The sequence below is a fragment of the Sorangiineae bacterium MSr12523 genome, assembly GCA_037157775.1.
Classification (GTDB): Bacteria; Myxococcota_A; Polyangia; order Polyangiales; family Polyangiaceae; genus Pendulispora; species Pendulispora brunnea.
This window is the reverse complement of sequence record CP089982.1, coordinates 10,510,278-10,535,131: the sequence shown is the minus strand read 5'-3', so window position 1 is coordinate 10,535,131 and position 24,854 is coordinate 10,510,278. Positions and strand designations below refer to the sequence as shown.

22 protein-coding genes are annotated in these 24,854 nt (G+C 63.0%); 11 read left to right on the top strand and 11 right to left on the bottom strand.

The features are described from left to right. Positions 1-20: 20 nt before the first annotated feature. Entirely contained in the window at positions 21-2,219 is a 2,199-nt protein-coding gene (locus LZC95_41405) for a hypothetical protein (GenBank protein WXA92894.1), read from the bottom strand. Positions 2,220-2,524: 305 nt separating this feature from the next. Beyond that, positions 2,525-3,850: a DUF1906 domain-containing protein gene (locus tag LZC95_41400; GenBank protein WXA92893.1), complete on the bottom strand. Its 1,326-nt coding sequence runs from the start codon at positions 3,848-3,850 to the stop codon at positions 2,525-2,527. A 614-nt stretch (positions 3,851-4,464) separates the two neighbouring features. On the opposite strand from LZC95_41400, the gene LZC95_41395 reads away from it, so the two are divergent. Together LZC95_41395 and LZC95_41390 are read left to right on the top strand one after the other, a co-directional pair. Continuing rightward, positions 4,465-4,863, top strand: a complete 399-nt coding sequence (locus LZC95_41395; GenBank protein ID WXA92892.1) for a response regulator — start codon at positions 4,465-4,467, stop codon at positions 4,861-4,863. Between the two features lie 57 nt (positions 4,864-4,920). Then, positions 4,921-6,810 carry an acyl-CoA synthetase gene (locus LZC95_41390; GenBank protein ID WXA92891.1) on the top strand — a complete coding sequence of 630 codons (1,890 nt, stop codon included), beginning with the start codon at positions 4,921-4,923 and terminating at the stop codon, positions 6,808-6,810. An 8-nt stretch (positions 6,811-6,818) separates the two neighbouring features. On the opposite strand, the gene LZC95_41385 is transcribed toward LZC95_41390, so the two are convergent. The 3 genes from LZC95_41385 to LZC95_41375 form a co-directional block, all read right to left on the bottom strand. Next, complete coding sequence (locus LZC95_41385) at positions 6,819-8,390, bottom strand: M4 family metallopeptidase (GenBank protein WXA92890.1); 1,572 nt, start codon at positions 8,388-8,390, stop codon at positions 6,819-6,821. A gap of 614 nt (positions 8,391-9,004) precedes the next feature. Further along, positions 9,005-10,201, bottom strand: a complete 1,197-nt coding sequence (locus LZC95_41380) for a M28 family peptidase (protein WXA92889.1) — start codon at positions 10,199-10,201, stop codon at positions 9,005-9,007. A gap of 4 nt (positions 10,202-10,205) precedes the next feature. Continuing rightward, on the bottom strand, positions 10,206-11,738 hold the full coding sequence (locus LZC95_41375; GenBank protein WXA92888.1) for a M4 family metallopeptidase: 1,533 nt from the start codon (positions 11,736-11,738) through the stop codon (positions 10,206-10,208). 417 nt (positions 11,739-12,155) lie between these two features. Here LZC95_41375 and LZC95_41370 point away from each other — a divergent pair, with 417 nt between their 5' ends. Further along, entirely contained in the window at positions 12,156-12,974 is an 819-nt protein-coding gene (locus LZC95_41370) for a methyltransferase domain-containing protein (protein ID WXA92887.1), read from the top strand. A 30-nt stretch (positions 12,975-13,004) separates the two neighbouring features. Continuing rightward, positions 13,005-13,868 (top strand): alpha/beta hydrolase, encoded by an 864-nt coding sequence (locus tag LZC95_41365; GenBank protein WXA92886.1) that lies wholly within the window; start codon positions 13,005-13,007, stop codon positions 13,866-13,868. Between the two features lie 11 nt (positions 13,869-13,879). Here LZC95_41365 and LZC95_41360 read toward each other — a convergent pair whose 3' ends face one another. Together LZC95_41360 and LZC95_41355 are read right to left on the bottom strand one after the other, a co-directional pair. Beyond that, complete coding sequence (locus LZC95_41360; GenBank protein WXA92885.1) at positions 13,880-14,977, bottom strand: trypsin-like serine protease; 1,098 nt, start codon at positions 14,975-14,977, stop codon at positions 13,880-13,882. A 13-nt stretch (positions 14,978-14,990) separates the two neighbouring features. Then, positions 14,991-16,433, bottom strand: a complete 1,443-nt coding sequence (locus tag LZC95_41355) for a S8 family serine peptidase (protein WXA92884.1) — start codon at positions 16,431-16,433, stop codon at positions 14,991-14,993. Positions 16,434-16,791: 358 nt separating this feature from the next. Between LZC95_41355 and LZC95_41350 the strand changes: the two genes are divergently transcribed. Next, on the top strand, positions 16,792-17,496 hold the full coding sequence (locus LZC95_41350; GenBank protein WXA92883.1) for a haloacid dehalogenase-like hydrolase: 705 nt from the start codon (positions 16,792-16,794) through the stop codon (positions 17,494-17,496). Here LZC95_41350 and LZC95_41345 read toward each other — a convergent pair. Together LZC95_41345 and LZC95_41340 are read right to left on the bottom strand one after the other, a co-directional pair. After that, on the bottom strand, positions 17,449-18,402 hold the full coding sequence (locus tag LZC95_41345; protein WXA92882.1) for a hypothetical protein: 954 nt from the start codon (positions 18,400-18,402) through the stop codon (positions 17,449-17,451). The genes LZC95_41350 and LZC95_41345 overlap by 48 nt on opposite strands. Beyond that, positions 18,369-19,331 carry a VanW family protein gene (locus tag LZC95_41340; GenBank protein WXA92881.1) on the bottom strand — a complete coding sequence of 321 codons (963 nt, stop codon included), beginning with the start codon at positions 19,329-19,331 and terminating at the stop codon, positions 18,369-18,371. The genes LZC95_41345 and LZC95_41340 overlap by 34 nt, the downstream gene beginning before the upstream one ends. A 191-nt stretch (positions 19,332-19,522) precedes the next feature. Between LZC95_41340 and LZC95_41335 the strand changes: the two genes are divergently transcribed. The 3 genes from LZC95_41335 (at position 19,523) to LZC95_41325 (ending at position 22,543) form a co-directional block, all read left to right on the top strand. After that, a complete protein-coding gene (locus LZC95_41335; GenBank protein WXA92880.1) occupies positions 19,523-21,211 on the top strand; it encodes an ATP-binding protein in 1,689 nt (562 codons plus the stop codon). A gap of 86 nt (positions 21,212-21,297) precedes the next feature. After that, the gene (locus tag LZC95_41330) at positions 21,298-21,711 is read left to right on the top strand and encodes a hypothetical protein (GenBank protein ID WXA92879.1); all 414 of its coding nucleotides are present in this window, start codon (positions 21,298-21,300) and stop codon (positions 21,709-21,711) included. A gap of 280 nt (positions 21,712-21,991) precedes the next feature. Next, positions 21,992-22,543, top strand: coding sequence for a hypothetical protein (locus LZC95_41325; protein WXA92878.1), 552 nt, complete (start codon positions 21,992-21,994; stop codon positions 22,541-22,543). Here LZC95_41325 and LZC95_41320 read toward each other — a convergent pair. Further along, positions 22,512-22,706, bottom strand: a complete 195-nt coding sequence (locus LZC95_41320) for a hypothetical protein (GenBank protein ID WXA92877.1) — start codon at positions 22,704-22,706, stop codon at positions 22,512-22,514. The genes LZC95_41325 and LZC95_41320 overlap by 32 nt on opposite strands. A 106-nt stretch (positions 22,707-22,812) precedes the next feature. On the opposite strand from LZC95_41320, the gene LZC95_41315 reads away from it, so the two are divergent. Genes LZC95_41315 through LZC95_41305 form a run of 3 tightly spaced genes read left to right on the top strand, consistent with a single transcriptional unit; the run spans position 22,813 to position 24,291 of the window. Further along, a complete protein-coding gene (locus LZC95_41315; GenBank protein WXA92876.1) occupies positions 22,813-23,226 on the top strand; it encodes a hypothetical protein in 414 nt (137 codons plus the stop codon). 8 nt (positions 23,227-23,234) lie between these two features. After that, entirely contained in the window at positions 23,235-23,759 is a 525-nt protein-coding gene (locus LZC95_41310; protein ID WXA92875.1) for a sigma-70 family RNA polymerase sigma factor, read from the top strand. Continuing rightward, positions 23,746-24,291, top strand: coding sequence for a hypothetical protein (locus LZC95_41305; protein ID WXA92874.1), 546 nt, complete (start codon positions 23,746-23,748; stop codon positions 24,289-24,291). Before LZC95_41310 ends, LZC95_41305 begins: the two co-directional genes overlap by 14 nt. Positions 24,292-24,312: 21 nt before the next feature. Here the strand turns inward: LZC95_41305 and LZC95_41300 are convergent, their stop codons facing one another. Then, on the bottom strand, positions 24,313-24,654 hold the full coding sequence (locus LZC95_41300; protein WXA92873.1) for a nuclear transport factor 2 family protein: 342 nt from the start codon (positions 24,652-24,654) through the stop codon (positions 24,313-24,315). Positions 24,655-24,854: the final 200 nt, after the last annotated feature.

Here is a 24,854-nt window from a genome sequence, read left to right as displayed (position 1 = left end):
CCAAACGAGTGGCGTCGATTTCAGCGCGTCTTCACGTCCTTCAAGTAGCCGTTCAAGCCGCCTTGTTGCTTCAACAAGTTGAGGCAGTCATCCAGGCTGACCGACTTCTTCTGCCGCAACGACTCGAGCACCCGCACGATGACGATGGAGACCTCGGCGGCGGCCTGGTCCTTCTCCTCGCGCTTCTTCGCGACATAGGGCATCACGTCGTAGAGCACCGCATTGGCCTCTTGGTACGTAATGTCCGCCCGCTGACCGTGCGCTTGGATCCAATGTGCGTTGTGCAAGACATCGTTGATATGCAACAACGATAGATACGTTGCGCGTCCAATGAGCTTCAAGTTGGACGGGCTCACATTGGTCATCGTATTACCGACGACCTTGTCCAACTTGGTCATCACCGCGGTCGAGTGTGCATTGAGCAGCACCTTGAGCGCGATCTGTTGATCGACGTGCATCGGGTCGTTCTTGTCATCCACCTGCACGTGGACACTGGGGGCGCCCGACTGGGATCCGCGCCAGGGCGTGTCGGCTTGTGTGCCGACGGTGACCAGCGCCAACTTCGCTTCCTTTTGCTGGAACAGGTACGCGAACTTGTCGAAGTCGAGGTTCGGGTTGTTGACCTGCGCCGACTCGTCGTCGACGGCGATCACCACGCCCAAGTCGCCCTTGTTCGGTCCGCGGCGTTCGATGTTCGCGTCCGAGAAGGAGAAGTCGTAGTAATTCTGCTGCTCGGTGCCCGCATCTGCCAGGCCGCGCATCGCCGCCGCGAGCAGATACTGGTCGGTGACACCGGCCTTGAAGGCCGCATCGTAGCGCGGTTGGTTGAGTCCGAGGAAATCACGCCCGAGGAATGCCTTCCACGCGGCCCCAATGTCCTTCGCCGAGGTCCAGACCTGGAACCACGATTGGCGCGGCGGCACTCCCCCGCCCGGATTCTTCGGATCGACGATGGTGTCGAGCTTCGCGAGACGGAACGTCGGCGCCCGCTCGGTGCCATCGATGAAGACCGTGATGATTCCCTTGTTGGCGAAGTACGTCGAAAAATGACTCTGCCGATACGTGTCCGCCTCGAGATCGGTGAGCTTGGCCAGGGTGGGGCCCGCCTTCTTCACCTCGGCCAAAACGTCCTTGAACCGCAGCAGGCGATCTTTGAGCGCCAGCTCCTGCTCGAATCCGAGTGCGGCCAATTCGGTGGCATCGAGGGCACAGTCCGTCTTGAGGAATCGCGCAATCGCGTGCTGGAGCGCGTGCGCAATGACGAAGGTCTCGATCGTCGTGGCCTGCATGCGCGTCGAGCCCGTGATCGCTTGGGGACCCGTGGTCAGATTGACCTTGGTGATACCCGCCTCCTGGATCACGCTGCGGCTGCGGTCGAACGGCAAAAGCTTGTCGTCCGGGTTGTTGTAGACGAAAAAGACGTTCTTCGCCGAGACCGCAGGATCGTATCCGGCGTCGTTCTTCCATTGCGCGTGGCCTGCGAGCACCGCACCGATGCCTGCCGAGGTCTCGCCGCCTTCGGTCACTTCGATGACCACGTCACCCTTGTTGACGGCATGATCTTCGAGCTGCATCTTGCCGATGAGCGGAAGATCTTCGAAGCCCTCCAGCGATGCAATGAGCGCGCGATCGGCGCCGGTCATCTCGCCAATCAGCGAATCGCCGATGGGCCGCTGCGGGGTTTCGACCTTGTCCTTGATCTTGGTCCAGATGGCGCCGTTGTTGGCGGCCTGCACGGCCTTCCAGAACGGTCGCCAGAAGGTGCTCTCCATTTCCTTGGCCAGACGTCCCGTCGCGCCGGTGCCGTAGACGAAGATCTTCATCTTGGCCTTGAGCGCCTCGTACATGGCGTCCGACATGGTTTGCACGGGGCCGAGGTTCTGCGCGTAGGCATCGAGCTTTGCGCTGATGTCGTCGTCCACCGAGAACAACTGGGCCAATCCGGCGGGCGTGTCCGTCGGGAGCACGTCGCTCAGGTTGTACGTCTTCTCGTGCCGCTGCTCGGTGAGCAGGCTGTGAAGCTGAAATTGCGTCTTGCCGTTGACATAGTCGACCGACTCGGCCGATTGCGTCACTCCAAGGAACCCCAGGAGCGTCTTGTTGTTGTCATCGGGCGGCGGCTTGTTCCCGCCGTTGTCTGAGTCGTCGCTGCACGCCACGACCGGCAGAATGAACGCTCCTGCGAGAAGCCCGAAGGACTTTCTAAGTACTTTATTCATGAGCACATCCCTGGTAGGCTGGAAGGTTTGCCAACCGTCAGTCCGTATCAACATTCGAGGGCGCGCTCAAGGCGCGAAAAGTCGTTCCCTCATCGAGCATGATGCGATGAAGCGCCGCGTCGCGCTTCGCAGAGGAACATTTCACTCTCACTTATGGCATTTGGCATGATCCGCTCGATCATCGTGAGAAATGCCTCTTCACTTGGCGCAACTAGATGCCTTATGGCTGCGTCGATTCCACCTGAGCGCGCAATCGTGGGGAATTGCTCTGGTAGGCACGCGTCAGCGACGGGGCCGCGGCCACGTTAGTTGCACTTTTTTAGTGCGTTGTAGCTCGGATTCCCGTCGAAGGCGCTGGACGTATTCAAATTGACGGCGGGTACCCAGCCCCAATTGCCATTGTCGTCTCCGAGCGTGTGGTACCAGGTCGTGTTGCCGCCGGCGTGCTGCTCGCCGGTTCCCCAGCAATCGAACCAGCTCGTGGTCGTACGCAGATGATTGACCACGCTGCTGGACGAGGACGTCGAGGCGTACATGGCTGCGCCTCCCGTGTTTCCGCAATGCAGTTTGCCATCGCCTTGCACCGCACAGTTCGACGGCGGCAGGCTGCAACGCGGAAGGCCATGCGCACTCGGATCGGCATCGAATGCGCTCGTAGTGTTCAAGTTGACGCCGGGCAACCATCCCCAGGTGGACGTGTCATCGCCCAGCGTGTGGTACCAGGTCGTGTTGCCGCCGGCGTGCTGCTCGCCGGTTCCCCAGCAATCGAACCAGCTCGGCGACGTCTGCAAATGGTTCACCACCGCTGCCGAGCCGCTCATGGTTGCACGCATGGCCGCGCCGCTCGTATTGCCGCAATAGAGCCGATGGTCGTCGTGCACGCTGCAATCGCCCCCGCCACCACCGCCGCCCCCGCCCGTGTAGTGCCATTGCCCGAAGTCCTCGGTGAACGCTTCGTCGATGTCCACCTCGCCGCCGGCGACCACCACGCCATTTTGAACTTGTCGCAGCTGCGCGCGGGAATCCCACTGGCCGCCCGACCATGCGTAGGTTTGCCAGCCCCAGGTGATTTTCCCGGCATCGAACAAGCGCTTGATGACGTAATACCCACCATAGCCACCGACCCGGTCTCTGCCGAGAACCGAAATGACGCCGTCGAAGTACGAATTGATGGTCGCCTGCTGCCCCGGTGTGGCGTCGAAGTCGACACTGAAATAAATGGGCCGGCCCGCGGGCATGCCTGCGTTGTTGGCCACGCGCAACGCCTCGCGGGCGTCCTCCACGCCGCCGTTGTAGCCATCGAGCGCGTCGTCCGCGCCCCATTCCCAATTGGCCACGATGTCGACACCCGCAGCCGTGAGCGCCTCGGCCTCGGGCTTGAAAAGAATCTTCCCGTGGGAGCCCGACGTGTCGTAGCTCAGATATCGAACCGCGAACGTGTAGCCTGCGCTGCGAAGGCCGGAAGGAGATGGCCGCGACCACGAGTAGTCGACCCCTCTCTGCAGCGCGATTTCCTGACTGGACGAGCCGACATCGCCCGTGTCCGCGTCACTCGCGCAACCGCTCATCGAGAACCCCGCTGCCGTGAATACGGTCCACCCGAAGAAAACGAAAACGGAGCGAATTTGCATGACGCGTTTCCTTTTCGTAAACGGAGAAGAAGATTCGTGTGTGCGCAACGAAACGCCTTTTCGAGGCGGTAGGTCAAATGGCAAATTCTTAAATATCGGCTCTGTTTTATGCCCGTATCAAATTGGACGCATATCGAAATCGCCTCGCGCAGGATCTGCTCTTCGTGAGCCACTTTTGCGCATGCCGCTGCGTCCGATGGTGCCTTTGGCGTGAATGATCCGAGGCCGTATGGTGGAGCCTTCTCGTTGTGGTCTTCGCGCACGCGCACGTCGCACGGGGCACGATCACGATCACGCGAACGGTCACGAGGTCGTGGTCGTGACACGTGACCGTGATCGTGCCCCGTGCGCGAAGACCACAGAGACCAGGATCCCCCCGCATAGATGGAAGGAGTCATCGTTACCCTGCCGCAACTAAGGCGACATGCCCTTACGAATGCCGACAAAGACGTCATCGGGCCATTTTCCGCAGCTTTGCCCCTCGAGCGCGCTCATGGTGTGGCGAGACGCAACGACGGATGATTTTGACACATCGTTGTGTTGTCGGAGGGGATCGAGATTGGCTACGCTTACGAGCGTCGCCTGGTTCACGAGGTATTCGGGAGGGGTTCGGTATGAAGAGAAAGCGTCCACGTCTCGTCGTGGTGGATGATGATCCCACGCAGCTCGGACTCTTGGAGCGCGGGCTCACCATCGAGGGATTCGAGGTCGAAACGCGCGAGGGGCCCATCGGGCTTACCAACTTGATCCGCACGTTCCGGCCCGCCATCGTCCTGGTGGACGTTTACATTCCGACCCTGCGCGGCGATCGCATCGTCGAATTGGTTCGCGGCGTGGCCGATCCCGAAACGAAGTATTTCCTCATATCAGCCTACACCGAGTCGGAATTACGTCTCCGCGCCACCGGCACCAATGTGCACGGCTGGCTTTCCAAGAGCCTCTCCATGAGCGAGATCGGTCGCCGCCTCAAAGACAGCCTCGTCGAGCCCGCGCGCCAAGCCGTCGCACGCTGACGGCCTCCTCGCAATCGAAGCGCGCTTGCGCCGAAGGAGTTGCGATATCCTCGGCGCATGCAGATCCGAGGCATTGCGTCTCAGCAGGATATCCAGTCCGTCGAGGCGGAGGGCCTTCCCGCCTCGCTCCCGGCGAGCACCTACGACCTGATTGCGCACGGAATGCGCATCGACCCCAAGGCGCTCGCGCTGTCCTTCTTCATGCGCGTCGATGCGCATCGCACGCCGGAGACGTGGACCTACGAGGAGCTTTTCGCGCGCATCACGCAAACGGCGAACCTCTTTCACGGCCTCGGGGCCACGAAGGATTCGGTCATCGCCTACGTGCTGCCCAATCTGCCGGAAACGCATTTCGTTCTCTGGGGCGCCCAGGCGACGGGCATTGTCTTCGGCGTGAATCCGCTGCTCGAGCCAAAGACGATGGCCGAGTTGATGAACGTCGCTCGCGTCTCCGTGCTCGTGACGCTCGGCCCCTTTCCGGGCACGGATCTCTGGGCCAAAATCCAGGCGGCCGCGCCCCAGGTTCCGACCTTGCGCCACCTCGTTCTCGTGGACCTCGCCGAGCACGTATCCGGCGTGCCTCGCGCCGAGGCCGTCCCGGCGCCATCTTCCGTGCAGGTGCACGACTTTCACACGCTGATGCGCGCGCAGCCGAGCGATCGCCTGCTGAGCGGCCGGCGTATCGCGCCGGAGGACGACTCGTCGTACTTCTGCACCGGCGGCACCACCGGGCTGCCGAAGATTGCGATGCGCCGGCACGGCAACGAGGTCGCCAACGTATGGAGCGCGGGCCATATGCTGGGAAGCGAGATCCGGCCGGGAAAAAACCTGTTCTGCGGCCTGCCGCTCTTTCACGTGAATGCCGTGCTGGTCACCGGGTTGCTCCCGTTCTCGCTGGGGGCACACGTCGTGATCGGCACACCGCAGGGCTACCGCGGCGAGGGCGTCATCACGCGCTTCTGGGAGATCGTGGAGCGGCACCGCATCCACTTCTTCAGCGGCGTGCCCACGCTCTATGCGTCGCTTCTGCAGGTCCCCGTGGCGGGCAGGGACGTAAGCTCGCTCACCTACGCCATATGCGGTGCGGCGCCCATGCCGGTGCAAGTCTTTCGCAACTTCGAGGAGCGCACTGGCTTGAAGATCCTCGAGGGCTACGGCCTCACCGAGGGAGTCTGCATCAGCAGCGTCAACCCCCCGCGCGGTGAGCGCCGCGTCGGCTCGATCGGATTGCGACTGCCCTGGCAGGACATGGCCGTGGTCATCCTCGATGCTCGAGGCACCTACGTGCGCGATGCCGAGCCAAACGAGGTCGGCGCCATCGTCATCGCCGGCCCCAATGTGTTTCGCGGCTACATGATTGCCGAGCAAAATCGCTGGGTGGATATCGCCGGTCGCCGTTGGTTCGACACGGGCGATCTCGGCTACTGCGATGCCGACGGCTATTTCTGGCTCACGGGCCGCAAGAAGGAGCTCATCATCCGCGGAGGCCACAACATCGATCCCGCGACCATCGAGGAGCCGCTTCATCGCCATCCGGCGGTGCAGATCGCGGCCGCCGTGGGCCGGCCTGACGTGCACGCGGGCGAGCTTCCCGTGGCCTACGTGCAGCTGCGCCCGGGGGCCTCGGCCACCGAGGCCGAGATTCTCGAGTTTCTGCGCGGGGAAATCTCCGAACGGGCCGCGCTGCCCAAGGCCATCCACGTCATCGACGCCATTCCGCTGACGGTGGTTGGCAAAATCTTCAAACCTGCCCTGCGCCGGCGCGAGATCGCCGACGCGCTATCTGCCGCCTTGGCCCAAGCGGGCATCGATGCATCCAGCGTCGAAGCGATCGATGACCCGGCCCGCGGCACCCTGGTGCGCGCCGCCCTCCGCCGTGCCGAAGACACGACGGAGGCTGCGGACATCCTGGGTCGATTCACATTGCCGTTCGAATTCGTCTCATGACGGCGCGATCACTGCACCGCCGAACCCACGCCGACGGCTGCCCACGCATTGCTGACCGACTTGATCTCGTCGGCCGTGAGCTCCAGCTGCTGGGCCGCCTGCTCGGTGCCCGTGCGTGCCTGTGCGTAGTTCGTCGATGAGGTGAAAATCGTCGTATTGGCGCGGTAGAAGACGGCGGCCGCCTTCTCCATGCCAATGCCGGTCACGTTGACCGTCGTCTTGCCGCGCGGATGCGTCCCGCCCTGCGACAAGAGATAGAACGCGAGGTTCGGCACACCCGACGTGTAGTGCACGTTCTGGTTGTTGTAGTCCGGCGCGTAGTCAATCGACTTGCCGTCCTTCGTCGGATTGTTCATGTAGCGGAGCGCGTCGCCGGCCTTGTTCGGCGTGTACACGTCGTCGCCCACGAGCCAGGTGCTGTCCTTGACGACCTTTCCGTCGTTGTACCACTGCACGACGGCGCCGAAGATGTCCGACCAGCCCTCGTTCAAGCCGCCCGATTGACCCGAGTAGGTGAGGTTCGACGTGGAGCTGGTCACGCCGTGCGTGAGCTCGTGGCCGGTGACATCGAGCGAGTAGGCCAGGTTCGTGAACGTGCTCCCGTCGCCATCGCCGTAGCGCATCTGCTTGCCGTCCCACGACGCATTGTTCTTCGTCTTGCCGAAGCAGAAGATGTCCGTGCAGAACACCGCGTGCACGGAGCTGATCAAGGTCAGCCCGCGGCCGTCCAAGGAATCGCGGTTGTACAGTGCCTTGTACGCGTCGTACACGACCCCCAAATTGTCGTAGCTCACGTTGACGGCGCCATCGGACACCTCCGCCTGGCCTTCACTTCGCTTGAGCGTGCCTTGGCTCGTGCTCTGCGCCGCGTCATAAATCTTGCGCGTCTTCACCGTCATGATCGTGGGAATGCGGTCCACGATGGAGCCGTCCTGCGCGTCCACGAGCACCGTATCTACGAGGTCGCCGTCCTCGTCCACCCCGCGCACGGTGACCCGGTGAACGAGCTTCAAAGCATCGCCCTCCGGCGCGCGCCAGTAGGCCAGATCGCTCGCCGCGTCGGCCGCCACCTGCGCATTGGCGCCGTACCCGGCCAGCGCTTTGGCCGCGGCCACCTTGGCCGGCACGGTCGCCGCCGTGGGGGCCGGCAAATCGCTGCGGACATTTCCATTGGCCGCGTAAATGGCGCCGTCCTTCACGTGAACTGCGATATCGCCGCCGAGTACCTCGAGCCCATTCTTCTTTTGCGCATATCGATAGTGCGTCCCGCCCGATTCATCGGTTTGGACATTCGTCAAATCGAAATCGCCGTCGCCGTGCAGCACGGCGGCCACCGTGGGCAGTGCGGCGCGCACCGCGCTCTCCGAGGTCACCTTCGCGCCGTGCAGATTTCCGCGCACGAACGTCGGAACGAGCGACGCTCGCTCGGCCGAGAGCACCGTCACGCCGGCAGGAACGTCCGCGGCCGCACCGGTATCACCGCCCGAATTGCTCGAGCATGCAGCGGGGACGCACGCCAAAATCGGCAATGCCAATACGCCGGCCAAACGACGACTCGAGAACACAATGCCTGATTTCATGATGAAACCTCGCGTTCCAATGGGGCTCGCCCTGCGGCGAAGCCGGGCTAGGAGATAGGTCGCGGCCCGCAAGGGAATTCGCAGTGGGGTGGGCGCCACGCGCACGTGCGCCGCCTGCAAACCCGCTCATCCGGATCAGCTAGGAAAAATGGGTACCACGCCTAGTGCTCCGAGGAGTCATCAATTTATGAACTTCGAAATCTTTTACGCACCCCGACCGGGCGTGCGGGACCTATGCGTTGGGGGTCGAGGTTACCTTCCTGTCTCGACCCTTCGTAGAAGCCGAGCAGCGGCAGCGGAACTATCCCGGCGAGGCCGGCGCCTTTTCGCTACGAAATACGAGAATCGCCGAAGGTTCCTGCGTTTCTTGCCAGGCAAATCGGGCATCTTGGCGGCCCCGCCGGGACTGTCCCGCTGCCGCACCTCGATTGCGGCGCGGACTCGAGCCCGATGCGAGGTCGAAGTCAGGAGCCTCTGTGGGCACATAAGTACATAAGTCCCATTTTGCGCCAATGGTCCGAGGTTGCGCGCCGCGCTTCGCGGGGGGTGCATGACGAAGGGGATGCGACGCGCATCCTCGGTCAACTTTTCCCGATCCCCTTCGCCGAAATGCTTCAGCGATTGGACGCGAGCTTCACCAGCTCGATGACCAAATCCCTGACTTTTCGCGGTTTGTCGCCGTTGTTGTCGTCGAGGATCTTCGACACGTCGTCGCCCGGCGCATGGTAATCCGGATTGAGGTCTCCGCCCCCGGCCGGATTGCTCAACCCTTCGAACAAGAAGAGGACGTCCTCTCCCTTGTCATAGAATGACGCGCCATCCTGCCGGCGCGCGTATTGGTTGATGTCGTGATTGATCCGCTCGAAGGGAGCGGCCAACTTGGCATTGGCTTGCGTGAGGAGCCCCGCGAGGTAGCTCGTGGTGCCATCGGACTTCTTGTCGATGACGCTGATGCGCTGCGCATCCCAGCGCCCCACCATGTCGGAATTGATGACCCCGACAATGTCGCCCAGGCCGACGCCGGCGATGGGATGGTCGACGAAGTACTTGGAGCCGACCAGGCCATCTTCCTCGGCGGCCGTCCAGACGAAGAGCACCGAGCGATTCAACTCCCCATTGGCCTTGGCCTGCGCCAATGCGGGGACCGCCGCCAAAATCGTCCCGCTGCCGGACGCATTGTCGTCGGCGCCATTGTTCACTTGGCCGCTGGACGTCGTGCCAATGTGATCCAGGTGGGCCATCACCACGATGACCTCCTGCTTCTTGGCACCCGTGCCCTCCAGGAGGCCCAACACATTGTGGGTGTTGCCGGCCGCGTCGACGGCGGCGGAGCGAACGTCGGAGAAGGACGCATTCTCGCCGCGCCCCGATTTTCCAGCAATGACGCGAAAGGCTTCGGGCTCCATGCGCTCGTGGAGGTAGAAGCTTCGCTCGAACAAGCTGGTCCCGAACGTACGTGCGTGCGCGGCCTCGTCGTGCGGGCTCGCCCCTGCAAGCGAATTTTCCGCGAACGAGCTTTGCGTGAACGTTTGCGCATAGGCACCGTTCGCGTCCCCCTCGTTCGGTCCTTTGAGGCCGTACTTGACGAGTCGATCCGTCACGTACTTTGCCGCCTCGTCGAACTGTGCCGAAGGGCTATTGCGCCCCTTCATGGCATCCGACGACAGGTACGTGATGTGCTCCATCGGATCCGAGTCGTCCGCCAGAGCGAGTGTGCGCGTGCCGGCTTCCTCGCGGGAGCCTGCCTCGCTGCATGCCCACACCCCCGCGCCGATGCCCAATGCCAAGAGCAGTGTCGTTCGTTTCGTCATGATTTCACTCCACCGCCGAACCCACGCCAACGGCCGCCCAGGCATTGCTGACCGATTTGATCTCCTCGTCCGTGAGCCCGAGCTGTTGCGCCGCCTGTTCGGTACCCGTGCGCGCCTGCGCATAATTCGTCGACGAGGTGAAGATCGTCGTATTGGCGCGGTAGAAGACCGATGCGGCCTTCTCGATGCCAATGCCCGTCACGTTGACCGTCGTCTTGTTGCGCGGGTGCGTTCCGCCCTGCGACAAGAGATAGAACGCGAGGTTCGGCACGCCCGACGTGTAATGCACGTTCTGGCCGTTGTAATCGGGGCCGTAGTCGATGGACTTTCCGTCCTTCGCGGGATCATTCATGTAGCGGAGTGCATCGCCGGCCTTGTTGGGCGTGTACACATCGTCGCCGACCAACCAAGTGGTGTCGTTGACGACCTTGCCGTCGTGGAACCACTGGATGACGGCGCCGAAGATGTCCGACATGCCTTCGTTCAAGCCGCCCGATTGACCCGAGTAGGTGAGGTTCGACGTGGAGCTGGTCACGCCGTGCGTGAGCTCGTGGCCGGTGACGTCGAGCGAGTTCGCCAAATTCGAGAACGTCGTTCCGTCGCCATCGCCATAGCGCATCTGCGAACCGTCCCACGAGGCATTGTTCTTCGTCGTCCCGGTGGTGGTGCGGAAAATGGCATGCACGGAGCTGATGAGCGTGAGCCCATTTCCATCGAGCGAATCGCGGTCGTACAGCGTCTTGTACGCGTCGTACACCAGTCCGAGGTTGTCGTAGCTGATGTTTACGGCGCCGTCGGAAACCTCCGCCTCGCCCTCGCTCCGCTTGAGCGTGCCGCGGTTCAAACTCTGGTTCGCGTCGTAGATCTTGCGGGCCTTCGCCGTCATGATCGTGGGAATGCGATCGACGATGGAGCCGTCTTGCGCATCCACCAGAACGGTGTCCACGATCTCGCCCTCGGCATCGACACCGCGCACTGTGAGGCGATGCACGAGCCGCAGTGCGTCACCCTCGGGCTCGCGCCAATACGCCAAATCGCTGTTCGCATCGGCGGATACCTGCGCATCGATCGGGTACGAGGCCACGGCCTTCAGCGAGGCAATCTTCGCGGAAATCGCGGCCGTCGTCGCCGCCACCAGATCCGTCCGCGCATTTCCGTTGGCCGCGTAAATCACGCCATTCTTCGCGTGTACTGCGATATCGCCGCCCAACACGTCGAGCCCATTCTTCTTTTGCGTGTAGCGGGAGTGAACCTCGCCCGACGAGTCGGTCACCGTGCTCTTGAGGCTAAATTCGCCATCGGCATGCAGCACCGCCGCGACGTTGGGTAGCGCGCTCAGATTCCCGCGCACGAAGGTGGGAACCAGCGATCTGCTTTCCGCCGCAAGGACGCGCACACCCGCCGGCGCGTCGCCCGTCGATCCTGTATCCCGCGCGTCCCCTGAAGTGCTGGAGCATGCGGCAGGAAGGCATGCCATCACCGGCAATGCCAGAAGAGCGGCCAAACGACGTTTCGAAAACAGGATACCTCGCGTCATGGAAAACCTCGCATTCCGAATGGGGGTCGGGGGGGATGGTCTTCGCTCGCCGAATCCTCGGGAGCCTTGTCGAAGAAAGCCAAGCGATACGTGCGGGGCGGCCGTGCACTTGCGGCCGGGCAAAACCAGGCGACAAACGTGACAGACCTCAAGTGCGTCGCATCATCCCGCAAGCGTATTCGCAGCTTGGCTGGCGCCTCGTGTACCTTGCGCCGCTGCAAAACCACTCATCCGGAACAGCCAGTAAACGCGTACCATAGATGGTGCGCGATACGTACCCAATTTATCAACTTTGGAAATATTTCCGAGGTACGACGAAGACGTTCAACGTAAGACGTCTCTCGGAATGCATCCCTTGGTGTCCCGTTGAATTCAGCTCTCCACGGCAATGTTTGTCCGAGAGGAGAACTCGAATTCATGAACCACGACTCGACGGAAGCGAGCACGGCACGTCAGGGACTTACCGATGCATACAGCACGGGAATCCTCAACAAGGACATGCCCTCGGAATTGCCTCGTCTGCAAGCGCTGGAACGATGGAGTGATCCGATGTCCAGGGCCCTGGTGTGGAAATTCGGAATTGCGCCGAACGCGCGCTGCCTCGAAATGGGCGCGGGTGCAGGCTCGATGGCCTACTGGTTCGCGGAGCAGTGTCCCGCGGGGCGGGTCGTCGCGGCGGACATCGATCCGCGTTACCTCGATACGGGGCGGGCGCCAAATTTGGAAGTGGCGCGGGTGGACCTCACGAAACACGACTTTCCCGCCGCGTCGTTCGACTGGATTCACACGCGGCTCGTGCTATCCCACATTCCGCAGCGAGACGACATTTTGCGCCGTGCCATCTCCTGGCTCAAGCCGGGTGGCGCGATCCTCGTCGAAGACTATTACATCTTGTCCCTGGACCATTTCCCCTACGAGGAAATCAAGACGGTATTCAGTGCCCTCGCCCGAACGTTCGTCACGCAAGAGAGCGACATCCACTGGGGCCGTCGTATCCCGAACAAGCTCGCGGAATTGGGCATACACGATATCAAGCTGACGATGACGCCGATCACGATCGGGTTACCGGGACCGTGCGAGGATCTGTGGCGCATCGCTCTCGAGCAATTCTTCCCGTACATGGTCGAAAAGCAGCTTCTCACGGTCGAGCAAGTCGCGGCGTACCGGGCCCTGTCGGCGTCGGAGGCGCTCGACGTCCCTTGGGTTCTGTTTTCCGTTGCGGGTCGCAAGCGTTGACGCTCGAACCGAGTGCCCTATGTGCTGCCCATGGTCGCGCATCGTGAGGTTCACATCGATGGAATCCGCATCTTCTATCGTGAAGCCGGACCGGAGGGAGCACCGGTTCTTCTGTTGCCGCACGGCTATCCATCGTCGTCCTTTCAATACCGTCACCTCCTACCCGCGCTCGCTGACAGATGGCGTCTCATCGCGCCAGATTACCCGGGCTTCGGTTACAGCGACACGCCAGATCCGGGGCGCTTTTCGTACACGTTCGACGGGTATGCGCAGTTGCTGGAGCAGTTCGCCGCGCGGCTGCAGCTCACGCGCTATGCGCTTTACCTGCACGATTACGGTTCGCAGATCGGGTTGCGTTTGGCCATCCGCGCGCCACATCGCATTGCCGCACTCATCATCCAAAATGGCGACATCTACGAAGACCAACTCGGTCCGAAGTACGATGTCCTCGCGTCGTATTGGAAGAACCCGACGCCCGAGGGCCGCGCGAAGCTGATCGAGGCCGTGAGCGAGGCAGGCTTTCGCGACGAATTCGTCGGTGAGGTGGCGCCCCACCTCGTGGATCGCATCAGCCCCGATATGTGGAAGCTGTCCTGGTCGCTGATGCAGACACCGCGGCGCCGCGAAATCATGGTCGGCTTGATGGAAGGGCTGAAGGAGAATCTCGGCTGGTTTCCCAAGTACCAGGCTTACCTGCGCGAGCATCGCCCGCCGACGTTGATCGTGTGGGGCCCTCAGGATGGGTACATGCCCGAGGGCTCCGCACGCGCCTACCTTCGTGATCTTCCCGATGCCGAGCTGCACTTGCTCGACACCGGGCACTGGGCACTCGAGACGCACCTTGCCGAAATCGCATCCCTCATGCGGGATTTCCTAGGCCGGGTGCATCGGTAAAAGACAGTTTCCTATTGTGCAAAGCAGAGGGCGCCGCCGCTGCCCGGGAAGCACTGAATCGAGCGGGACGCGGTGTCCGAATGGCCTGCGCCATCGGATACGGTCAGCTTGGCATTGAACGTGGTGACGGAGGATACGGAATAGGCGTGCGACGTGGTTACGCCGCTCGCCTTTTTGCCATCTCCGAAGTCCCACGCGTACGAGGTAATCGTCCCGGTGGAGCTCGACCCATCGAAGGCGCACGGCTTTCCGAAGTTGGCGCAGGTGACCTTGAACGAAGCGGTCATGGGGTCGGGCTCGTTGTTGATCTGAGCCTTTACCCAATCGCCCATATCGTTGTTCAACCTGCCGTACACGCTGTACCAGAAGAAGTCACTGCGGCTCCAGGAGGCCACCCCGACAATCACGTTGTCGACGATGAAGGGCCCGCCGCTGTCCCCTTTGAGAATGCTGATCCGGCCATCGTTGTAGCCGGTGCAAATCATGGTGGCCTCTTTGAAGCCTGCCCCCACGCCATTGCAGTTGTCCGGTTGCACGATGGGAAGAACGGCCTTTTCCAGGGTAACGTCGCGGCTGGTGTCGTTCTCGTCCTTCATGCCATAACCGAGGCCGTACCCTTCCTTGCCCGGCTTGTTCAAATCCGTGTCCGCCGACGTGGCCACTTTGGGGTACACGAATCCCGGCGGGACCGGAATATCGTCGGCCACCGTAGCGATGGCCACGTCATAACCCTGGTCGAAGTTCACGTATTTGGGGTGCTTTTTGTAATCGACGACGGCCGTGCGAAAGCCCCCGCTGCTGTTCAAGTCGTCCAGCCCGTAAAGGTAGCTTTTGTCGCCCGCCGCATCTTTGCAGTGAGCTGCCGTCAAAATCTTGCGCGGGGCCACGATGGAACCCGTGCACGACTGGCCCTGAGGACGGGAGCCGCCCTCGCGAAGCCCGGCGATGATGAAAGGGTAGTCCTTGACGGCCACCTTCGTGCCACCGCGAAATTCTTGGTCCGATTGGCTGACACTCTCCTCGGAGGCCGGCTCGGAACCACATCCCGCGCCCAAGCTCGAAATAGCGATCGCGCCCAACAAAAGACGAATTTCGATTCGAAGTTTCATGGCAGGCCTCCTCTCATTGCGAATTCTTCGCGGTGGTGACGGCCTTGTAGGCGTCGATGATGCCATATCCGTACGTATTGTTCGGAACCTGGGACCCCGAAACTCCGCCGCACGTCTGGCTCGACGTCTTTCGCGTGGCGGTGGAGGTCACGAGCTGGGTGATCCGGTCGACTTTGCCGCGCAAACTCGGTACGGCGGAAAGCATCAATGCGATTTCGCCGACCACGTGCGGTGAAGCCATGGACGTGCCGCTCATGCTCGAGTATCCGTTGCCCGGGTAGGCCGAGCGGATGGAATTCCCCGGTGCGGAGACGTCCGGTCCGAGCTTTTGATCCCACTTCGAGGGCCCGCGGCTCGAAAAGGACGTAATGGACCCATTGCGATGGTCCACGGCGCCCACGGCGAGTACCTCGGGGCTGATGGTCGCAGGTTGATCGATGATCGTTCCACACCCGGAGCCCGAGTTGCCGGCCGCCGCCACGAAGACGATGCCCGCCGATCGGACCGATTTCAATACGTCGACCAGCTCGCTGCCTCGGCAACCTTCGCTCGAGGTGCAGCCCCATGAATTGTTGATGATATCCGCGGCCTTCGACGGATCCGCCTTGTCGGGCTGGCCCGGCGGGTAGGGGGCCATGAACCATTCCGTGCATTCGATGTACGTCGAGGCTTTTCCGACGTTCTCGTCCATGTTCCGGCAGCCGATCCATTTCGCGCCCGGCGCCATGCCAATCTGATTTCCCGCGCCATCGTCGCCCACCATCGTCCCGACGGTGTGCGTGCCGTGGCCTTGATCGTCGCAAGGTGCAGCGACGTCGTATCCGCACGAATTGCCTGTGCTCGAGCCTTTGTGAATGGCATCGTGCCAGCTGTAGGTGTGATCCGCCGTCGTGCCATTCCATCCGCGGTAATGCGGTTTCAATGTCGGGTGGGTCCAGCTCACGCCCGTATCGGAGCTACCCACGACGACGCCCGCGCCTTTCACACCCAGCTCGCTCCACACGCGCGGCGCGCCGGTGTAGGTGATGTTCGCTTCGATGGCGAGGCTCGCCTGTGGGCCCTCTTGGTCGATGGGATCGCCGGCGGGGAGCTCCTCGCGCCGTATGGGACGGTCGAGCATGAGCCTTTTCACGTCGGGCCGCGCGGCGATTTTCCGCAGAAGACTCGGGCTCGCGTTCTCCACGAGTACGGCATTGACGATGTGGAAGGAGCGCACCGTGGCGCCCTCCCCCGCCAGCCATCGCAGCAAAGGAGCCTGCGTGGCCGCCGCGTGCTCCACCAAGGTTCTGTGCACGGCGCCCACGCGTTCGGCCTTGGTGGCCAGGCCTTCCATGGGCGTGAGATCCGCCGAGTCTTTCAAAAAGACGAGAACCGACGAAGGACCATATCCATCGACCATGGCCGATTGGACCCCGTCACTCAATTCAGCGGTCGCTGTATCGTTGCTCTCATTCATCGGATCACTGCATCCAATGAATCCCGCGACGATGGATATCAAACTAGCACCGAGGTGGAGTCGTTTCATGGATAGCCTCGCAAATGGCTTATGTGGAAATGCGCCTAAACAGCCGCCGGCTCGGAACTGCCGAGGCGGCACCTGTTGCCCGGATTCGAATGCGAGCACGTCATCCGCAAGAACATCCGCAGCGCTCCGGGGTGCTCATATCTCACCCGCCGCGAAGGTCCCCGAGCGAACTCGTGGTCGCGGAGTCAATAGCATGGGCAAAGTGGTATTACGAACTATTTTTCTGGACGCGAAATCTTTTTTAGCGAAGGCCTAGTGATGAGTTACGACGCATGGCAGTATGTACGGCGTGAACTCACCAACGACATTGGTCCTCTGGGACATCGATATGACGCTCATCGAGCTGCCGGGCCTCGGCCGCAGCTGGTACGAGCGGGCGTGGCTCAAAGCCATTGGCAGTGAATTGCGGCACCATCCCACCTTGTCGGGTCGGACGGAGAGGTCCATCACGATGGAGCTTCTCGCCTCGCACGGCGTGGAGCAGACCGAGGAATTCATCGCGCAGATGTTCGCCGCATTGGAGGCCGTGGTGGCCGAGGACAGCGGTACCCTCGCCCAGCGAGGGCGCGTATTCCCGGGGGCAGGGGAGGCCTTGGCGGCATTGGGTGCGTTGCCCAATGTGGTGCAATCACTGGTGACCGGCAACCTGCCGTCGATCGCCGGGCACAAGCTGGTTCCATTCGGTCTGCACGTCCATTTGGATTTCGAAATAGGCGCCTACGGATCTTTGTCGGCGCACCGACCGGATCTGGTTGGCGCAGCGATGCGCAATGCGACGCAAAAACATGGGGTGCCGTTCGCCGCCGAATCGGTAGTTGTTATTGGGGATACCCCTCACGACGTGGCGGCGGCGCTGGAGCACGGCGCCCTTGCCGTTGCGGTGGCCACGGGGGTCTTCTCCGAGGAGGAGCTGCGCGCGGCGGGCGCCCATGTGACCTTTCCCGAGCTATCGGACACGAAGGCCGTGTTGGCCGCGATTCTCCGTCAGACGTAGGCCGCGCGCCCGCTGGAGCATGTCCAATGCGGCAGCGAGGCCTGCCGCATCGCCGGGGGCGATCTCCACGCCCGCCGCGGCGAGATGGACGAAGCCGGCCGCGCGCTGCGTGGCCACCACGGGCACACCCAGCCGGGCGGCGCGAAGAACCTCGGGCGCGTGGCTCTCGCACCAGGAAGGCGCGACCACCGCATCGATGCCATCGAGCCGCTCGAGCTCGGCGCGCGTGGCGACGCGAATGCGCGGGTGCGCCAGCAGATCGGGCGGATCGAGCCCCTCGCCGGCACGTACGACGGCGGTCCAACGAGGCTGCGCCGCCAACGCGGCACGCAGCTCCATCGTGCCATGCCGTGCGGTCGCCAATCCGGCCAGGAGCAACACGCGATCAGGACCTCCGCGGCGGGCCGCGGCTGCTGGGATGGGCCCCTCCTTCGAAGGGAGTTCGCGAAGGCGCGTCGCTGGAATGCCCCGCGCCATCAACTGCTCGCGGGCGAAGTGACCGCGCACGCAAATGGTATCCGCCAGCACGTATTCGGCTTCTTGCCGCGCCACGATGGATGCGGGCGCGCGGTAGCGTCGCAAGAACGCGCACTCAGGGTGCACGAGCGCCGCCCGATCGAGGTCCGCGTGCATCGGCCGGAGCAGCGGCAGGTCGTGCAGGAGCACGGTGCGAATGCCCCGCCGGCGCGCTTCTGCGAAGGTGGCCAGCGCGCCGCACGTGGGGGCGGTCACCTCGGCGGACGCATCGTCGAGCCTGCGCGCGATCCACGCGTCGGCGCCGAGCCGCGCAGCAAAGCGGGCGGACATCCGCCGTCCCGCGTCGGTGCCCGCGAGAACACGAAGCGCGCGCTCCCATTTCGAATGCAATGCCGTCACCCGCGTCTCGCGCAATCGTGAACCTTGCACGAGCTGCAGCCGCCTCGTTCATCCCGGGTGAGCAGCCGTTTGCGATTGTGCGCGATCACGGTGCTCTCGATGCATTCGCCGGTCGCCCGATGAACGACGTCGCGCACGACGCGGTTCTCGCGGAATACGCCGGCGCGCCGCAGGTAGGTGCGATCGTCCAACGTGTGCAATTTGCAATCGTACGCCGCAGGCGACCGCGCATGCACCGTCAGGCGGAGCACTCCGTGCGCGACGCGCACACCCAGCCGCGCGTCGCCTTCGCGCGGTGCAATGCGCAGGTCCACATGGGGCCAGAACACGGTCGCATCGATGCCCCACAAGGTGCCCGAGGCGGGAGGGATGGCTTCCAAGGAGTGCCCATGGCGCTCGAGGACCACCCAGCCCAGGGTGAGGGCCATGTCGAAGAGCGCGTTCGACAAGAGGCAAAGCCCGCCGCCGATGGCTGGAACGACGCAACCCCCGTGAAGCTCCATGCCCTCCACGAAGCCGCGTCGCCTCGATGTGCGACCGAGGGCGCGCCAGAACGAAAGTGGGGCATGCGGCGCCACGATGAGGCCATCGAAGTACGGGGCGGCCAGCGCCAAGTTCGTCCTCTTTCCGGCCTCGAACCGCAGGTCGGCATCCGGATCCATCCGCGCAATGCGCACGGCGCGCTCGTAAACCCGATACGGGTACGTGACGCCGTCGTCCGCGGAAGCCAGGCCCGGGCGGGCCCATTTGGACGGAGCGGTGGACCAGCGTGCCACACGCTCGGCCTGGCGCAGCACCAGACGAAGACGGCGAATTGGCTCGAGCACGCTCCGTCGTACGCGCGATGGCGTGGCCACATTCCCCCCGTACGAAGCTGTCGAACGTTGCATCTCTCCCTCATCCATCGGCGCGCGACGCGATCCCGTTGCGTCGTCTTTGTCGAGGTCCGGGGTGGACATGAACGTGTTCAATCCAGCCGCGGCCAAACCGCACACTGAGGCATTTTTGTCAGCCTTCATCCGGCATTTGTGCGATTTGCGCATTGGCGCTACACAGTCAGGAACGGTCTAGAACGTGCGATACAGGCCGTTTTTCCAAGCGAAGCAGTGCCGTAGCGGGGGGCTATTCCTAAGTTTCGAGGACGTACTCCATGAACAACGGCCGTGAAGATCTAGCTGACCCAAGCAGAGCAGATCTCGAGAAGGCCTCCCCCCCGGGGGATCTCGAAGATCGCATTCACTCCCTGGATGCGGACGTTGGAAGCGGAGTCATTCCGACGACATTCCGCGTCCTCATCGAGAGCATCAAGGACTACGCGATCTTCATGCTCGATCCCCGCGGCTACGTGGCCACGTGGAACGCGGGGGCCGCTCGCATCAAAGGCTACGCTTCTCATGAGATCATCGGCCGGCATTTCTCCACCTTCTATCCGCCGGAGGTCGCCGCCCAGGGCGTGTGCGAGATGGAGCTCGAGGTCGCCGCCCGCGATGGCCGCTTCGAAGACGAGGGCTGGCGTTTGCGCAAAGACGGCTCGCACTTCTGGGCCAACGTGGTCATCACCGCACTGCGCGATGAGACAGGCGCTCTCGTGGGCTTCGCCAAGGTGACCCGAGATTTGACCGAACGCCGCAAGGCCGAACACGATCGGCTCGAGCTGGCGCGTATGCAGGAGGCCAGCAGGCTGAAGGATCAATTCCTCGCCACCATTTCGCACGAGATTCGAACGCCGCTCAATGCCATCTTCGGGTGGGCTTCTCTTTTGAAAACCGCCGCCGACGATCCAGCCACCGTCGAGAAAGCAGCCGATACCATCGTGCGCAATGCCGAGGCGCAGATCACCATCGTGGACGATATGCTCGATATGTCGCGGATCGTCACGGGCAAGTTGCGTATCGAAGTATCCCAAGTGGACTTTGCCCAAATCGTTGGCGACGCCCTCGAGGTTGTCCGCCCCGCGGCCGAGGCCCGGGAGATCTCCCTCGAATCCGAGGGGCTCGATCGGCCCTTCGCGCTCGTGGGCGATGCCGTGCGCCTGCAACAGATCGCATGGAACTTCTTGTCCAATGCGGTGAAGTTCTCCAATCGAGGGGGAACGGTCCGCGTGCAGCTATCGCGGCGTGATTCGGCCGCGGAGCTTCGCGTGGAGGACAATGGTCGCGGCATCGCGCGCGATTTTCTTCCGTACGTTTTCGAACCATTTCATCAAGCCGAGCACGGGCCCGCGCGCCGGGTGGGGGGCATTGGTCTCGGTCTTGCGATTGTGAAACACATCGTCGAGCTTCATGGAGGTAGCGTGTCGGCCACGAGCGACGGACCCGGTCAAGGCGCAGCATTTACAGCAAGTTTCCCCATTCGTGCGGTTGCACCCACGCAGATTGGCGCGGCCCGCGGGCAGCCTGCGGCGGCCGGGCCCGCGCGCTCCGAAACGGGGTCCCGCCTCGAGGGGGTGCGCGTCCTCGCGGTGGACGATGATCCGGATGCCCGCGAGATTTTGCAGGCGCTCTTCCGGACGCGAGGCGCGGTCATCCGATTGGCCGGCTCGGCTTCCGAAGCGCGTGAGGCGCTGTCATCCTTCGAGCCGGATATCATCATCAGCGACATCGGGATGCCCGGCGAGGACGGATATCAATTGATGCAAAGTGTGCGCGCTCTGCCGAAAGACAAGGGCGGTGCGCTTCCCGCCATCGCGCTCACCGCATACGCGTACCAGGAGGACCGGCGCCGTGCTCTCGCAGCCGGGTTCAACTACCACCTGGCCAAGCCGGTGAACCACGAGGATCTGCTCCGCGCCGTCGACAACCTCATCAAGGTGACCGGCGTACGTCGCCCGCCGATGTGACCTGCCCGCGCGGCACTTTACTGCAAGGTAACGTGCGCCGTCCGTGCACGAAGGCGCCGCGTGGGTCATGCTTCCTAACAACCATCATGAGTCGCGCCGGCGTTGTCATGATTTCCGTGTTGCTCTGCAGTGCATGCGCAAGCACGACGGCCACGGCCCCACCGCCCTCGAGCGCTGCGGCCGAAGATCCGTCCCTCGTGCGCCTCCCGCAGAGAAAGGCGGAGGACCCTTCGAAGCCGCTGAGCATTTCGCTGGAGTCGCGGCGTGACATGCTCCGCTCGTGCCTCGCGGGAAGCAGCGGCAAGGTCAACGTCATGGTCACGCGCGTCGACAACTCCATCCATCTGGGCTTCGCGCCGGACGTATCGCTCGATCCCACCATGCGCCATTGTCTCTTGGAGACGCTCTCCACCGTCGACCTCGAGGAGGTCGGCGGCAATGTCGGCGGCACGACGATCAAACCCACCGGCTACACCTCGGTCATTCAGGTATCGTGGTAATTGGTTATTTGGTAATTCGATAATTCGAATTATCTTGGCGTGGCAAGGGATGGCGAGGTCTTCGGCGACGTGGGCGCTGCACAACCGACTGGGCGAACGTGCCGCCTTCGACATTCAACGGGGCCGGCCGAATGGATCGGGTGCGCATGGACGAGCTACATGCGCAAATCGTCACGCTGCGCGCGCTAAAAACTGCGGGCCCTCCGATGCGATGCGAAGCTGCCAACGCCAGAGTGAAATATTGAATTGCTAGCACGGTTCTCGCTAGTGCGTTATCACCATGACCACCGCTAGAGTATCCCTGTTTGCCATTCTTCTCATCGTTCCTGCTTCCGTAGCCATCACCGCGTGCTCCGCCGAATCCGGTGGGACCGCCGGCGGAGATCGCGGTGCGAGCAAGGTCTCGGAAGGGGAACTCTGCAGCGTGGCGCCTGCATTCGTAGGCTCCTTTACATGGCGCCGCGATGGATCGAGCGACTTCGGCGAGTATGAAACGCTCTTCCTCGATGCCGACGGCAGCTACACCGCCAAGGTGGAAGCGGCGTTGGTCGACCCGGACATCCGCTGTGTCGTCGCTCCCTGCACCGTGCCCGAGAGCGGCAAATGGTGCGCCGACGAGTCGGCTGGAGAGCTCCAACTTCGCCCCGCGAGTGGGTCGGTGCGCACCTCCTCGGTCACCCTCGAGCGCGGAGTGCTCGAACTGGTGCGCGGGGACACGACGAGCGTTCTCGTTCGAGACGGGATCGTGCCCTCCGCGTGCGCCGCCGTGCTCTGCCTCGCCGGCCAGATTTGCACGGTGATCAACGGGGAAGCGACGTGCGTGGCTCCTTGATCGAGCCGCACTTGCCTCCGTCGTGATTCCCGCACGCCGCCTTGTCGCTCGCGGCCGACTCGTCGGTTCCGAGTTTGGCTGCGGCCTGCGCGCTACCGAAAGCGGCCGCCGCGCCGATGATTCCCATGACCGCCGCGATTGAGAGCTTCTTTCCCATGTTCATGTCGTTCGTCCTTTCGAGCGATTAGGCGGCGACACCGCCGCCCGTGACCTCTTTTTTTTCGGTCACGCTCGCGCGACCTCCTGCCTAGACGTCGCAAGGAGGTTTCATGTTCGCTCGAAAAGCCCTTACCGTTCTCGTCCTCGCCGGCAGCGTGCTCGGCATCCCCACGGTTTCTTTGGCGGCGACGGCCGCGACATCGCCGTCATGCGAGCTGCGGGAACGCCACGTCGTTTCCGTGGAGCCGTACCGCCCGGAGGAGCACGTCGGTCGCGCTACCTTCCCCGTGCTTCGGGGCGCCCGCCTCTATGTGCAAGCCGAGCCCGGCCTCACCGCGGAGTGGTTGCGCCATTCCTTGGCCCGCCATATCGCGGCCCAGCAGTCCTCCGACTGCGCCCTGGACGTGGACGGCCTCAAAGTCGATGTCCAATCGGCCGGTCCCGGCTTTTGGGTGACCCTCAGCGCGCCCGAGTCGAAAACGGGAGAGGAGATCCTTCGTCGTGCGCGCCGGCTCGTCGGATAATCCCAACGATGGACGGAGGAGAGCTCGATGCGCTCATGGCTCGCCTCGCCGACGGCGACCGTTCTGCGTTTTCATCCGTGTTCAAACAACTCTGGGGACCGGTCCTGCGCTTTTGCACGAGTATGCTGAAGAGCGAGGCCGACGCCGCAGACGCTGCGCAGCAGGCCATGCAAAAGATTCTCGAGCGCGCGTCGGATTACGATCGGCGCCGGCGCGCCATGCCGTGGGCCTTCGCCATTGCAGCGTGGGAGTGCAAGACGCTGCAACGGCGGCATTTCCGCCGCAAGGAAGTCCCTCCGGAGGCGTCGCCGGAGCCGGCCGGCGCGCACGGGGAGGACGAGTTCGTTCAACGCGACCTGGCGCAAGCCGCATTGTCCGCGCTGGGCGAGCTCTCGGACATGGATCGCGATGCGCTGGTGGCCACGTTTTGGGACGAGGCGCCGGCCGTAGGTGGAAGTACGCTCCGCAAACGACGCGAGCGTGCGCTCGACCGCCTTCGAGGCACATTTAGGAGGCTCTATGGACTCGATTGATCTCCATCGCATCGAGCGCCGCGCACGCCTGCGTTACGAGTGGGCCCGCACATGGCGCGCACTCCTCGGATTGGCCCCCATATGGATCATCATCGGCTTGGCGTGTGCCTTCACGCACCGTCCGTCGTTGGCCATCTCCTTCGGGCTGGCCGCCTTCGTGATGGGTGCGGTCATGCTCTGGTACGGACGCGACGTGAAGCGCGGAGTGCTTCCCGGGTTGGCCGCCGGCATGGTGCCGCTTCTTTTCGCGCTCTGCGCCAACCACGTCAACCACGTGTGCACGGGCAGCAGCTGCATGACCTTGTGCATGCCGGCATGCGTCGTGGGCGGCATCGTCGCAGGCCTTGCCGTCGCCGCCATCGGCCACCGCCGTCAGGCAGGCGCGGGCTTCTGGCTCGGTGCTTCGGCGATGGCGGTGTTGGTGGGCGCGATGGGGTGCAGCTGCATCGGCTACGCGGGCGTTGTCGGCGTGGCCATTGGCTATGCCGCGGGCATCGTCCCCAGCCTGCTGCGGAAAATGTTCAGCGCCTGAGACCGTGGCGGACGTGCACCGCTAGTCCGCGACGAACCCCCAGATTGTCTGAATCGCGCCGTCTTGCACCTCGAAGACGGCCATCATTTCGAAGGGTGTCTCTCGGACGCCCCAAATTCGCTCAAAGTCGAACACCTTGTTCCCAAGCACGGTGCGGCTTACCAGCTCCGCCCTCAGCGCGTCCCGATTGAATCGCTCTTTCGCGTAGAACTCTGCCAGCTGGCGTTTGCCGACGATGGCCGGCTCGGGCGACGGCGGTCGGAAGACTTTGATGTTCTCGCTGAAGTTGGCCAAGAAGTCTTCGAGGTTGCGACGATTGTATGCGTCAAACTGACGTTGGACGACTTCTAACGGCGAAAGCATGGGATGGGCCTCTTGCAGGTCATTGTTCGCGGCGATTGTGCCGCTGTATGGGAGGGACCCCAACGATGTCAAGCTTGGAAAAAATCCAATTCGAGTTGGAGAAATTCCAATCCTCGAAGGCGTGACATTTTCTCGAATACTCGAGAGAAATGCCGTGGCACGGGGCCTGCGTTGCGAGCGACACGTTCGCTCGGAAGGCC

What these genes read in the sequence shown, in the direction of transcription:
- LZC95_41405 (WXA92894.1), bottom strand. Translation starts at nt 2,219, where the DNA reads ATGAATAAAGTACTTAGAAAGTCCTTCGGGCTTCTCGCAGGAGCGTTC.
- LZC95_41400 (WXA92893.1), bottom strand. Translation starts at nt 3,850, where the DNA reads ATGCAAATTCGCTCCGTTTTCGTTTTCTTCGGGTGGACCGTATTCACG.
- LZC95_41395 (WXA92892.1), top strand. Translation starts at nt 4,465, where the DNA reads ATGAAGAGAAAGCGTCCACGTCTCGTCGTGGTGGATGATGATCCCACG.
- LZC95_41390 (WXA92891.1), top strand. Translation starts at nt 4,921, where the DNA reads ATGCAGATCCGAGGCATTGCGTCTCAGCAGGATATCCAGTCCGTCGAG.
- LZC95_41385 (WXA92890.1), bottom strand. Translation starts at nt 8,390, where the DNA reads ATGAAATCAGGCATTGTGTTCTCGAGTCGTCGTTTGGCCGGCGTATTG.
- LZC95_41380 (WXA92889.1), bottom strand. Translation starts at nt 10,201, where the DNA reads ATGACGAAACGAACGACACTGCTCTTGGCATTGGGCATCGGCGCGGGG.
- LZC95_41375 (WXA92888.1), bottom strand. Translation starts at nt 11,738, where the DNA reads ATGACGCGAGGTATCCTGTTTTCGAAACGTCGTTTGGCCGCTCTTCTG.
- LZC95_41370 (WXA92887.1), top strand. Translation starts at nt 12,156, where the DNA reads ATGAACCACGACTCGACGGAAGCGAGCACGGCACGTCAGGGACTTACC.
- LZC95_41365 (WXA92886.1), top strand. Translation starts at nt 13,005, where the DNA reads ATGGTCGCGCATCGTGAGGTTCACATCGATGGAATCCGCATCTTCTAT.
- LZC95_41360 (WXA92885.1), bottom strand. Translation starts at nt 14,977, where the DNA reads ATGAAACTTCGAATCGAAATTCGTCTTTTGTTGGGCGCGATCGCTATT.
- LZC95_41355 (WXA92884.1), bottom strand. Translation starts at nt 16,433, where the DNA reads ATGAATGAGAGCAACGATACAGCGACCGCTGAATTGAGTGACGGGGTC.
- LZC95_41340 (WXA92881.1), bottom strand. Translation starts at nt 19,331, where the DNA reads ATGTCCACCCCGGACCTCGACAAAGACGACGCAACGGGATCGCGTCGC.
- LZC95_41335 (WXA92880.1), top strand. Translation starts at nt 19,523, where the DNA reads ATGAACAACGGCCGTGAAGATCTAGCTGACCCAAGCAGAGCAGATCTC.
- LZC95_41330 (WXA92879.1), top strand. Translation starts at nt 21,298, where the DNA reads ATGAGTCGCGCCGGCGTTGTCATGATTTCCGTGTTGCTCTGCAGTGCA.
- LZC95_41325 (WXA92878.1), top strand. Translation starts at nt 21,992, where the DNA reads ATGACCACCGCTAGAGTATCCCTGTTTGCCATTCTTCTCATCGTTCCT.
- LZC95_41320 (WXA92877.1), bottom strand. Translation starts at nt 22,706, where the DNA reads ATGAACATGGGAAAGAAGCTCTCAATCGCGGCGGTCATGGGAATCATC.
- LZC95_41315 (WXA92876.1), top strand. Translation starts at nt 22,813, where the DNA reads ATGTTCGCTCGAAAAGCCCTTACCGTTCTCGTCCTCGCCGGCAGCGTG.
- LZC95_41310 (WXA92875.1), top strand. Translation starts at nt 23,235, where the DNA reads ATGGACGGAGGAGAGCTCGATGCGCTCATGGCTCGCCTCGCCGACGGC.
- LZC95_41305 (WXA92874.1), top strand. Translation starts at nt 23,746, where the DNA reads ATGGACTCGATTGATCTCCATCGCATCGAGCGCCGCGCACGCCTGCGT.
- LZC95_41300 (WXA92873.1), bottom strand. Translation starts at nt 24,654, where the DNA reads ATGCTTTCGCCGTTAGAAGTCGTCCAACGTCAGTTTGACGCATACAAT.